At 73.5% G+C, this 10,250-nt stretch carries 13 protein-coding genes; 7 read left to right on the top strand and 6 right to left on the bottom strand.

The features are described from left to right. Positions 1 to 18: 18 nt before the first annotated feature. Both IEZ31_RS47855 and IEZ31_RS47850 read left to right on the top strand, forming a co-directional pair. Positions 19 to 1,248: a sensor histidine kinase gene (locus IEZ31_RS47855; protein WP_190256795.1), complete on the top strand. Its 1,230-nt coding sequence runs from the start codon at positions 19 to 21 to the stop codon at positions 1,246 to 1,248. After that, positions 1,245 to 1,910 (top strand): response regulator, encoded by a 666-nt coding sequence (locus tag IEZ31_RS47850; protein ID WP_190256794.1) that lies wholly within the window; start codon positions 1,245 to 1,247, stop codon positions 1,908 to 1,910. The genes IEZ31_RS47855 and IEZ31_RS47850 overlap by 4 nt, the downstream gene beginning before the upstream one ends. A 79-nt stretch (positions 1,911 to 1,989) precedes the next feature. Here IEZ31_RS47850 and IEZ31_RS47845 read toward each other — a convergent pair whose 3' ends face one another. After that, positions 1,990 to 2,946, bottom strand: coding sequence for a helix-turn-helix transcriptional regulator (locus tag IEZ31_RS47845; protein WP_190256793.1), 957 nt, complete (start codon positions 2,944 to 2,946; stop codon positions 1,990 to 1,992). 62 nt (positions 2,947 to 3,008) lie between these two features. On the opposite strand from IEZ31_RS47845, the gene IEZ31_RS47840 reads away from it, so the two are divergent. Continuing rightward, positions 3,009 to 3,431 (top strand): VOC family protein, encoded by a 423-nt coding sequence (locus tag IEZ31_RS47840; protein WP_190256792.1) that lies wholly within the window; start codon positions 3,009 to 3,011, stop codon positions 3,429 to 3,431. On the opposite strand, the gene IEZ31_RS47835 is transcribed toward IEZ31_RS47840, so the two are convergent. From IEZ31_RS47835 to IEZ31_RS47815, 5 genes are read right to left on the bottom strand one after another with little or no spacing between them, the layout of a single operon-like run. Beyond that, positions 3,391 to 3,645, bottom strand: coding sequence for a hypothetical protein (locus IEZ31_RS47835; protein WP_190256791.1), 255 nt, complete (start codon positions 3,643 to 3,645; stop codon positions 3,391 to 3,393). The genes IEZ31_RS47840 and IEZ31_RS47835 overlap by 41 nt on opposite strands. Positions 3,646 to 3,683: 38 nt before the next feature. Further along, the gene (locus IEZ31_RS47830; protein WP_190256790.1) at positions 3,684 to 4,925 is read right to left on the bottom strand and encodes an NAD(P)/FAD-dependent oxidoreductase; all 1,242 of its coding nucleotides are present in this window, start codon (positions 4,923 to 4,925) and stop codon (positions 3,684 to 3,686) included. Beyond that, on the bottom strand, positions 4,918 to 6,171 hold the full coding sequence (locus tag IEZ31_RS47825) for a deoxyguanosinetriphosphate triphosphohydrolase (protein ID WP_190256789.1): 1,254 nt from the start codon (positions 6,169 to 6,171) through the stop codon (positions 4,918 to 4,920). The genes IEZ31_RS47830 and IEZ31_RS47825 overlap by 8 nt, the downstream gene beginning before the upstream one ends. Before the next feature lie 45 nt (positions 6,172 to 6,216). Beyond that, on the bottom strand, positions 6,217 to 7,314 hold the full coding sequence (locus IEZ31_RS47820; RefSeq protein ID WP_190256788.1) for an AI-2E family transporter: 1,098 nt from the start codon (positions 7,312 to 7,314) through the stop codon (positions 6,217 to 6,219). After that, a complete protein-coding gene (locus tag IEZ31_RS47815) occupies positions 7,311 to 7,664 on the bottom strand; it encodes a VOC family protein (protein ID WP_190256787.1) in 354 nt (117 codons plus the stop codon). Before IEZ31_RS47815 ends, IEZ31_RS47820 begins: the two co-directional genes overlap by 4 nt. Positions 7,665 to 7,961: 297 nt before the next feature. Between IEZ31_RS47815 and IEZ31_RS47810 the strand changes: the two genes are divergently transcribed. The 4 genes from IEZ31_RS47810 (at position 7,962) to IEZ31_RS47795 (ending at position 10,220) form a co-directional block, all read left to right on the top strand. After that, positions 7,962 to 8,348, top strand: a complete 387-nt coding sequence (locus IEZ31_RS47810) for a hypothetical protein (protein WP_190256786.1) — start codon at positions 7,962 to 7,964, stop codon at positions 8,346 to 8,348. Further along, entirely contained in the window at positions 8,345 to 9,301 is a 957-nt protein-coding gene (locus IEZ31_RS47805; RefSeq protein ID WP_190256785.1) for an ADAM 12 protein, read from the top strand. Before IEZ31_RS47810 ends, IEZ31_RS47805 begins: the two co-directional genes overlap by 4 nt. A 29-nt stretch (positions 9,302 to 9,330) precedes the next feature. Next, positions 9,331 to 9,756 (top strand): roadblock/LC7 domain-containing protein, encoded by a 426-nt coding sequence (locus IEZ31_RS47800; RefSeq protein WP_190256784.1) that lies wholly within the window; start codon positions 9,331 to 9,333, stop codon positions 9,754 to 9,756. Positions 9,757 to 9,848: 92 nt separating this feature from the next. Continuing rightward, entirely contained in the window at positions 9,849 to 10,220 is a 372-nt protein-coding gene (locus IEZ31_RS47795; RefSeq protein ID WP_190256783.1) for a hypothetical protein, read from the top strand. Positions 10,221 to 10,250 lie beyond the last annotated feature (30 nt).

Below are 10,250 nucleotides of genomic sequence, written 5' to 3'. Positions count from 1 at the left end.
GCTTGCCACACTGGTGCGATGGAAGCGATCCGGCGGCGGCGCCTGGCCGTGATCGCCTGGCTGCGGCGGACGACCGGCGAGCCGCCGCGGCTCAGCGGCTGGGCGTGGGCGGCGGACGTCATCCTCGCGGTGCTGCTCACGATCGGCGCCGTCAACGGCGTGGCGGAGCAGACGCACGAGCCGCTCCCGGTCGACCTGTTCCCGCCGGACCCGCAGATGCCACCCGTGCCCTTCGGACCGCTCGATCCGCCCGTCGAGTCGCACGACTGGCGGTTGTTCCTCGTGGCCGCGGCCTCGGCGCTGCCGCTGGCGACCCGCCGCCGCTTCCCGCTCGCGTCGTTCTGGATCATCGCGGTGGCCGCGATGCGCGTCTACCAGAACGGCGGCGACCCGACCTGGACCGTCGTCGCCTCCGTCGTGGCCGCGTACAGTGCCCCGATGTTCAGCCGCTACCGCAACCTCGCCCTGGTCAGCGTGGTCGTGGCCGGCGTCCTGGTGATCACCGGCAACAGCACCACGCTGCCCTCCCTGCCGTCGGGCGTGGTGACGTTCGTGCTGCTCTCCTCGGTCGGCCTGGCCGCCAACGCGATCCACGTCTGGCGCCAGCGCGCCCACGAGGCGGCCCGCGTCGCCACCGACCTGGAGCGGGCCCGGCTGGCCCGCGAGCTGCACGACGTGGTCAGCCACAACGTGAGCGTGATGGTCGTGCAGGCCGGCGCGGCCCGCAAGGTCCTCGACACGGACCCTTCCCTGGCGAAGGAGGCGCTGCTCGCGGTCGAGGCGGGCGGCCGGGCCGCGATGACCGAGCTGCGCCAGGTGATCGGCCTGCTGACGGTCGACGACGACGGCCTGGACCTGGCGCCCCAGCCCGACCTGGCCGGCCTGCCCGCGCTCGTCGACCGGGTACGGTCGACGGGCGTCCCGGTGACCCTGGACCTGGCGCCGGTCCCCGACCTGCCGCCGGGCGTCGCCCTGGCCGCGTACCGGGTCGTCCAGGAGGCCCTGACCAACACGATGCGCCACGCCGCCGGCTCGTCGGCGACGGTCTCGGTGACGGCGGCCGCCGGCGGTGTGCTGCGCATCGAGGTCACCGACACGGGCGGCACGCCGGCGGGCACCCGCGGCAGCGGCCGCGGGCTGGCGGGCCTGCGCGAACGGCTCGCGGTCTACGGCGGTACGTTGACGGCAGGCCCACGCCCGACGGGCGGCTTCCGGGTCCTCGCCGAGATCCCGCTGGAGGCCCCGTGACCGCCGCGCCCCGGGTCGTCATCGCCGACGACCAGGCCCTGGTGCGCACGGGCTTCCGGATGATCCTGACGGCGGACGGCATCTCGGTCGTCGCCGAGGCCGCGAACGGCGCCGAGGCCGTCGAGGCGGTCCACCGCACGGCCCCGGACGTGGTCCTGATGGACGTGCGGATGCCCGAGATGGACGGCCTGGAGGCGACCCGCCGCATCCTGTCGGCCCCTCCGGAACTGCCACCGCGGGTCATCATCCTGACGACGTTCGACCTGGACCGCTACGTCTACGCGGCGCTGTCCGCGGGCGCGAGCGGCTTCCTGCTGAAGGACGTGAGCCCGGAGCACCTGGTGGCGGCGGTGCGGCTGGTCCGCGCGGGCGACGCGCTGCTGGCCCCGGCGATCACCCGCCGCCTGATCGAACGCTACGCGACCCACGAGCCGGCAACGGTCCACCGCGACCTGTCCCCGCTCACGCCGCGCGAGCTGGAGGTGCTCCGCCTGCTGGCCCGCGGCTTGAGCAACGCGGAGCTGGCGGAGCGCCTCCACCTGAGCGACGCCACGGTGAAGACCCACGTGGCGCGGATCCTGTCGAAGCTGTCGTTGCGCGACCGGGCCCAGGCCATCGTCCTGGCCTACGAGACGGGCCTGGTCACTCCGGGCTCCTACTGACCCGCCCCCGCATCACCCGGTCCGCTGCCGGGCGTGCACGGACCGGACGGTCAGCCGGCCACGCGCGGCCGGACGACGATCAGGGCCGTGGCGCCGACGACGTGCGGTACGCCTGCTGCAGCCGGCCGGCGAGGAGGCCCAGTTCCTCGATCAGCTCGCCCGGTTCCAGCACCGTGAAGTCGTGGCCCAGCAACGCCAGGCGGGCGGCCAGGAACGACAGGGAGTCGGCGCCCGCGGTCAGCAGGCAGCGGTCGCGGTCCAGGGCCTCGACCACCGCGGTGGTGGCGGGCACCAGCTCGGCGACCACGTCGGCGGGGGCCTCGATGACGACGCGGGCGCGGTGGCGGTACACCGACGTGGTGATGGCGTCGGCGACGAACGCGGCGGCGTCGGGCGGGTCGCGGGGCGGGCATCGGGGGCCCGGCGCCGGCATCCCGGTGATGCGGTCGGCGCGGAACGTGCGCCAGTCGTCGCCGGAGTAGGCGACGAGATACCACCGGCGGCCCGCGTGCACCAGGCGGTGCGGCTCGACGTCGCGGACGCTGCGGGAACCGTCGCGGCGGCGGTACTCGAACGTGAGCCGGTGCCGGCTGTGGCACGCCTCCGCGATCACGGCCAGCATCCCGGGGTCGACCGTGGGGTCCGGGCCGCCGAGCGGCACCGTGGCCTGGCGCAGCGCGGCCGCCCGCTCGCGCAGCCGGGCCGGCAGGATGCGCTCCAGCTTGGCCAGCGCGCGCAGCGACGTCTCGGCGACGCCCGTCATGCTGGTCGCGGTGCGCAGGCTCAGCACCACGGCGACCGCCTCGTCGTCGTCGAGCAGCAGCGGCGGCAGGACCGAGCCGGCGCCTAGCCGGTAGCCGCCGGCGACGCCCGGGCTGGCCTCGACCGGGTACCCGAGCTCGCGCAGCCGCGTGACGTCGCGCCGCAGCGTCCGCGGCGTGACCTGGAGCCGCTGGGCCAGCTCGGCGCCGGACCACTCCGCCCGGCCCTGCAGGATCGACAGCAGGCGCAGCAGGCGGGCCGACGTGTCGAGCATGGACCCGATTCTGCCAGCCATTGCGGACCGGATCTGTCCGCGATTGGTTCTAGCGTGGGGGCATGGCATACGAGTTTCAGGTCACCCAGGACAGCACCGACCCGCACAACCTCGCCGACTGGTGGGCCGAGACCCTGGGCTGGGAGGTCGAGCCCCAGGACGAGGCGTTCATCCGCCGGATGATCAGCGAGGGGCACGCCACCGAGGACGACACGAAGACCCACAACGGGGCCCTCGTCTGGAAGGCCGGTGCGGCGATCCGCCACCCGGACCGGCCACGGGTGTTGTTCCAGTGGGTGCCGGAGGAGAAGTCGGCCAAGAACCGCATGCACCTCGACGTGCGGGTCGGCGACGACGACGTCGACGCCGTGGTGCGGAAGCTGGTCGCCCGCGGCGCGACGGTCCTGCACACCGGGCGGCAGGGCCCGGTCGCCTGGACCACGCTCACCGACCCGCAGGGGAACGAGTTCTGCGTGTCCCCCTGAGCGCGGCCCGCGCCGCCACCGCGACGAGCTGCGGGGCGCGCAGCGCGAGCGGCAGCCCGGCGACGACGGTCAGGCAGCTGACGACGCCCGCCACGGGCATGAGGCCCGGTTCGCCGGACCGGACCGCGGGCACCGGCAGGCCGGCGTTGTACACGCCGTAGCCGGCGGCGGCCCGATGCCCATGATCGATGGAGAGTTCCGGTCGCCATGGCAACCGGAAGTCTCCGTCGATCATGGGGCCGGAGCCGGGCGTCAGGCGAGCAGGTCTCCCAGCGGGACGCCCGGGTCGGCCAGGCGGGCGAGGTCGACCGGCCGGCCCGCGTAGCCGGCGCGGACCAGCTGCTGGATGTCGTCCGTCACGTCCCACACGTTGGCGTTCATGCCGGCCAGGACGCGGCCGTCCTTGACCCAGAAGGCGATGAACTCGCGGGCCGCGACGTCGCCGCGGAAGACCACGCGGTCGTAGCCGCCCGGTTCGGCGAAGCCCGAGTACTCCATGCCCAGGTCGTACTGGTCCGAGAAGAAGTACGGGACCCGGTCGAACACCACCGGCTCGCCGAGCAGGGCCTTGCCGGCCGCCTTGCCGCCGTTCAGCGCGTTGGCCCAGTGCTCGACGCGGATGCGGCGGCCCAGCCACGGATGCTCCAGGTTCACCACGTCGCCGGCGGCGTAGATGTCCGGGTCCGACGTGCGCAGGCCCGCGTCGACCAGGATGCCGTTGTCGACCTCCAGGCCGCCGTCGACGGCCAGCTCGGTGTTGGGCTGGATGCCGATGCCGACGACGGCGACGTCCGCGGGCAGGACGGTGCCGTCGGTCAGGGTGACCGACGACAGGGTGCGGTCGCCGTCGAAGGAGGCCACCGAGGTACCGAAGCGGAAATCGACGCCATTGGCTCGATGGAGGTCGGCGAACACCGTTGCGACCTCGTCGCCGAGGACCCGCTGGAGCGGCAGGCTCGCCTGCTCGACCACGGTGACGGTGGCGCCGTGCTTGCGGGCCGCGGCCGCCGCCTCCAGGCCGATCCAGCCGGCGCCCACGACGACGACGTCGCTCGCGGTGCGCAGGTGGGCGAGCAGCGCGTCCGACTCGTCCACGGTGCGCAGGTAGCGCACGCCGGTCAGCTCGGCGCCGGGGACCGGCAGGGTGCGGACGCGGGAGCCGGTGGTGAGCAGGAGCTTGTCGTACCGCACCGGGTCGACGCCGTCGAGGGTGACCGTGTGGGCGACCGGGTCCAGGTGGGTGACCCGGGTCGCGAGCCGCAGCTCGACGTCGTGCTCGGCATACCACGACATCGGGTGGACGAACGCCTTCTCGCGCGCCTCCTCGGAACCCTGGAGGTAGCCCTTGGAGAGCGGGGGCCGCTCGTACGGCCGCTCCGTCTCCTCGCCGATGAGCAGCACCGCACCGGTGAACCCCTCGGCGCGCAGCGTCTCGGCGGCCTTCGCCCCGGCGAGGCTCGCTCCCACGATCACAAACGTCCGCTCGTCAGCCATGCCTACCAGCCTTCCGCAATCGCTCGTGCCATGCCAGCGCTGCCGGGTCGGTCAGGCTGGCCACCTGGTCGATCACCACCCGCAGCCGCGCCGCGTCGTCGGGGGCGGCCCGCCACATCGGGGCGAAGACGGGGTCGAGGCCGTCCGGGGCGCGGTCGAGCAGGACCGCCACCAGCTCCCGCAGGACGGTGACCTCGTCGGCGTACCGTCGCTCGGATCCCGGGCGGCGCATCACGTACCGCAGGGCAATGCCTTTCAGCAGCGCGCAGTGCGCGCGGACGAGGGGCGGGACGACGAGGTCGGCCGCGTAGCGGCGCAGCGGCCCGTCGCCGTGGACCGCCCGGGTGGCGGCGACGGCGGCGGCCGCGAACCGGCCGGTCAGCACGCTCGTCATCCGCTTCAGCGCGACCTGCGCCGCGTGGCTGCCGTCGTAGTCGTCGAGCGGCGCGAAGACCGGGTCGGCGAGCAGATCGACCAGGACCAGTCCCAGATCGTCGGCCGTCTCGTGGGAGTACGCGGCGGCGACGTCGACGCACAGCGCGGCCCGCTCGCCGGCGTCGTCCCGCAGCGGCGCGAGGTGCACGTATCCGCCGTGGATCCCGTCCTCCAGGTCGTGCACGGAGTAGGCGACGTCGTCGGCCCAGTCCATGACCTGGGCCTCCAGGCAGCGCCGGCCCTCGCCCGGCGCGCCGGCGCGCAGCCAGGCGAAGACCGCGCGGTCGTCGGGGTACACGCCGAACTTGCGGGTGCCCGGGCGGCGCGGCCACGGGTACTTCGAGACGCCGTCGAGCGCGGCGCGGGTGAGGTTGAGCCCGGCCGAGGTGCCGTCGGGGGCGACGACCTTGGCCTCCAGGCGGGTGAGCACGCGGAGGGTCTGCGCGTTGCCCTCGAACCCGCCGCAGGCGGCCGCGACGGCGTCGAGCGCGTCCTCGCCGTTGTGCCCGAACGGCGGGTGGCCGAGGTCGTGGGCGAGCCCGGCGGTGTCGACCACGTCGGGGTCGCAGCCGAGCCGGGCGCCCATCTCCCGGCCGATCTGGGCGACCTCCAGCGAGTGGGTGAGGCGGGTGCGCAGGAACGAGTCGGCGCCGGCCGCGTGGACCTGGGTCTTGGTGGCCAGCCGCCGGAACCCGGCCGAGTGCAGCACCCGGGCCCGGTCGCGCTGGAACGCCGTGCGCCCGTTGTCGGCGGTGGTCGTGGTGAAGTCCTTCAACGGCTCTTCGACAAAGCGCTGTTCGTCAGACGTCACGGTTCGAGCTTAGAACGGGTCGAGAGCCGGAAGGCCCCGACCACATCAGGCAGGGGCGTCCTCATCGCGGGGCGCCGGGATCGGCACCGGTGGGGGCGGGGGCGGATCCGAGGGCTCCGGCGGCTGGTTCAGTGCCTCGACCATCGGCGTCATGAGCACCTTGACGGCGGCGACGATCGGGATCGCCATGAGCGCGCCGACGACGCCCAGGATCGCGCCGCCGACGAGCGCCGCGAGCAGCACCGAGATCGACGACAGGTCGACGGTGTTGCGCAGCACGCGCGGCGCGATGAGGTAGTTCTCCAGCTGCTGGTAGGCGAGGAAGAACAGGCCCACGACGACCGCCGCCGGCCACACGCCGGCGGTGACGAGCGCGACGACCGTGCAGCCCACCGCGCCGACGGTGGCGCCGATCATCGGGATCAGGTCGGTGACCGCGACGAACACGGCGAGCGGCAGGGCGTAGGGCACGCCGAGGGCGAACAGGCAGACGAACGCCGTGACGCCCGCGACGAGCGAGATGATGAGGTTGCCGATCATGTACCCGCCGACCTTGTCGACGACGACGTTCACGGCCTGCGCGGCTCGCGGGCGGCGGGCCCGGGGCACCAGCCGGACCAGCCCGCGGCGCAGCCGGGGCAGGTCGGCCATGAAGTAGATGGTGAGCACGACGACGAGCAGCACGTTGACGATCGCGCTGAAGATGCCGGTGATGACGCCGAGCGCGCCGCCGCCGACCTTCGCCGGCACGCCCCTGGCGAACTCGGTGAGCCGCTCGGTCAAGCCGTAGCGGTCGGCGATCTCGCGGTAGGCGCGGGAGCGTTCCGGGAGCTCCTGGAGGTACTTCGGGATGTTCTGCAGCAGCTCACCCGCCTGCCCGACGAGGGGCGGGACCAGCGACCAGACGAAGGCGACCAGCAGCCCGACGGCGACGACGAGGATCGCCGCGACCGCGACCGACCGGCGCACCCCGTGCCGGATCAGCAGGCGCACCGCCGGGTCGAGGGACACCGCCACGAACAGCGCGATGACCACCTGGACGAGGACCTGGCGGACGCTGTACAGCGCGAAGGCGCCGCCGGCCACCGTCAGCAGGCCGAGGCCCGCGGCGACGCCCAGGCGGTACACCTTCGAGAAGGTCATCTCGACGGCCGGAGCACGCAGAACTCGTTGCCCTCGGGGTCGGCCAGCACGACCCACGCGGCGTCCTCCGGCTGGCCGACGTCGACGTGGCGGGCGCCCATGTTGACCAGGCGCTCGATCTCACCGTCGAGGTCGTCGGGGCGCAGGTCGAGGTGCAGCCGGTTCTTCGCATGCTTCGCCTCGGCGTGGCGGAGGAAGACCAGGCGGGGATGGCCGTCGCGGTCCGGCCCCACCAGGACCTCGTCCGGTGACACGCGTTCGACCTGCTGGTCGAGCACCTCGGCCCACCAGCGAGCGAGGCGCTCCGGGTCGATCGCATCGACGATCAGGGCATACCACCGGCTCCCCATGCACACCTCCGTGGTCGGCGTGGGGACCCACCATACGCCGCGCCGTCGCCTGTCGCAGCCACGCCGCCGGACCCGGGCTGGAGCTGGGGGCGAGGCACTTTAGCGTCTCTCCAGCCGCCGCGTGGGTCAAACGTGCACATTGCAAAATTCAAAGACCGAACAGCCAACCGTTAGCATCCGAACGCACGGCGTAGTCGATCATGGCGTGCGGGGTAATTTGCCTTTTGCGCATGGTTCTGGCTGCTGCGGCACCACCGTCGCGCATGCCCCCCGGACGCCCGACGGGAGAACCTGCCTGTGCCTGCGATCGATGAGTGCCTGCGCCGTGCCATGACCATCCGCGGTGCCATCGGAGCCAGCCTCATCGACTACACCACCGGCCAGACCCTCGGCCTGGAGGGCGGCCAGGAGCAGGTCGCGCCGCACGCCGACCCGGCCGCCGCCGCGCTCGGCACGGCGAGCGTCATCCACGCCGCGATGCAGACCGCGGCCTACGCCCCGGCGGTCCCGGGCGACACGGTCGAGGACGTCATCATCAGCACCTCGGCCGCGTACCACCTGATCCGGCCGGTGCGGACCGCGTTCGACTCGCGGCTGGTGCTCTACGTCTGGCTCGACCGGACGGAGGGCAACCTGGCGATCGCCCGCCGCCGGGTCCGCTCGCTGGCCGACGACCTCGCGTGAGCGCGGGGGTCGCGTTGGCCGCCAAGCACCCCCGGCCGGCCCGGGGCACCACACCCGGGCAGGCGCTCGCCCGGCTGGCCGCCACCGGCGCCACCGGCGCGCTCACCGTCGTCGGCGAGCCCGGCGGCGTGGTGTTCCTGCGCGAGGGCCGGGTCAACGGCGTCGAGTCGCCGGCCGCGCCGAGCGTCGACCGCCTGCTCACGGCCTGCGGCAAGGTCGACGAGCGGGTCTGGGAGACCATCCCCTCGCGGCCGGCCCGGGCCCTGGTCGAGGGCGGGCACGTCACGGCGGCCGAGCTGGAGCTGTGCGCCGTCCAGGCGCTGTACGACGCGGCGTTCTTCGTCCTGTCGACCGGGGGTGCCGACCTCCGCTTCGACGCGGGCGTCGAGCACTGGCTCGGCGCCGACGGCACCGTGACGGCGGACCAGGTGTGCGACCACGTGTCCCGACAACGGCGCATGCTCGACGAGGTGCACCCGTCAGAAGCAACCGACCTCGCACCGGTCGTTCCCGTCCTCCGGCCGGGACTCGACCGGGTGCTGCTGTCCGGCCTGCAGTGGGAGATCGTGCTGCACGCCGACGGCCGGCGGACGCCGCAGGACCTCGCGGGACTGCTGGGCCGCTCGGCCTACGCGGTCACGCTGGACGTGCGGCGGCTGGCGGCGGCCGGCCTGGTGGCGGTGCCCGCGGCGAAACCGCCGGCACCGGCCGTTGCGGAGCCCGCGGCGGAACCGCCGGCACCGGCCGTTGCGGAGCCCCCGGTCCCGGCCGAGGACCCGGAGCTGCCGAGGCGGGTGCCCGGGACGTTCACGTTCGAGGACCCACCGGCGCACCACCGGCGCGAGCTCCCGGCCGGGGTGAGCGCACTCGCGGTGCTGCCGGGGGCGATCGACAGGTCCCCCGACGACTCGCTGCTCAAACGGATCCGCTCCGCGCTGCAGTCCCTGCGCTGAACCGGGCCCAGAGAGGAGGAACAACCCCGATGACAACCGACGCGGAGCTGCGCGGCGAGCTCCTCGCGGAGCTGCACCGCCTGCGCCAGGTCGTGCCGGAGATCAGCGGCTGCCTGGTCGCCAGCACCGACGGCCTGCTCATCGCCGACGACGCGCAGGCGGTCGTGGTCGAAGGTGTCGCCGCACTCGCGGCGGCCTGCCTGGGCGTCAGCCAGCGGATCGCCGACAGCGCCGGGCACGACGACTTCCAGGAGGTGCTCATCCGCAGCACCGGCGGTTACGTCGCCATGTACATGGCGGGCCACGGCGCGGTCCTGGTGCTGTTGGCGACCGCGGACGCCAACGTCGGCCGGCTGCACCACGAGGCCCGGCGCGCCACGCAGGTGGTGTCGCGGATCGTGGCCGCGGCCGCGCTCACCTTCGCGCAGGCGCTGCCGGAGCCGGCGCGATGGTGACCCGCAATGGTGGCGCACACCGCAGATCCAGACGTACACCCGAGTCTTCCCCCACACCCGGAACTTCCCCGAGAACCCTCACGGAGGTAGCCATGGCGGACATGGAAACTGCGCTCAAGGAACTGATGACCATCGACGGCGCGATCGGCGTGGCGCTGGTGGACTACAACAGCGGCATGGCGCTCGGCGTGCTCGGCGGCTCGAAGGACCTCGACCTGACCGTCGCCGCCGCCGGCAACACCGACGTGGTCCGCGCCAAGATGCGCACGATCGAGATGCTGAACCTCAAGGACGGCATCGAGGACATCCTGATCACGCTGAACAACCAGTACCACCTGATCCGTCCGGTCACCGGCCGCTCCGGCAAGGGCCTGTTCCTCTACCTGGCGCTGCTGCGCTCCCGGGCCAACCTGGCGCTGGCCCGCCACCAGCTGAGCCGGGTCGAGGACGAGATGGAGATCTAGGCCCTGTTTCACGACTGGGGTCGGAGCTGA

Origin of the sequence: Dactylosporangium sucinum, assembly GCF_014647515.1 — a bacterium.
Lineage (GTDB): Bacteria > Actinomycetota > Actinomycetes > Mycobacteriales > Micromonosporaceae > Dactylosporangium > Dactylosporangium sucinum.
The sequence above is the reverse complement of the archived record's forward strand: the minus strand, read 5'-3'. Positions and strand labels throughout refer to the sequence as shown.

Coding starts and splice junctions, on each gene's coding strand:
- IEZ31_RS47855 (WP_190256795.1), top strand. CDS start 19: ATGGAAGCGATCCGGCGGCGGCGCCTGGCCGTGATCGCCTGGCTGCGG.
- IEZ31_RS47845 (WP_190256793.1), bottom strand. CDS start 2,946: ATGCTCGACACGTCGGCCCGCCTGCTGCGCCTGCTGTCGATCCTGCAG.
- IEZ31_RS47840 (WP_190256792.1), top strand. CDS start 3,009: ATGGCATACGAGTTTCAGGTCACCCAGGACAGCACCGACCCGCACAAC.
- IEZ31_RS47830 (WP_190256790.1), bottom strand. CDS start 4,925: ATGGCTGACGAGCGGACGTTTGTGATCGTGGGAGCGAGCCTCGCCGGG.
- IEZ31_RS47820 (WP_190256788.1), bottom strand. CDS start 7,314: ATGACCTTCTCGAAGGTGTACCGCCTGGGCGTCGCCGCGGGCCTCGGC.
- IEZ31_RS47815 (WP_190256787.1), bottom strand. CDS start 7,664: ATGGGGAGCCGGTGGTATGCCCTGATCGTCGATGCGATCGACCCGGAG.
- IEZ31_RS47800 (WP_190256784.1), top strand. CDS start 9,331: ATGACAACCGACGCGGAGCTGCGCGGCGAGCTCCTCGCGGAGCTGCAC.
- IEZ31_RS47795 (WP_190256783.1), top strand. CDS start 9,849: ATGGCGGACATGGAAACTGCGCTCAAGGAACTGATGACCATCGACGGC.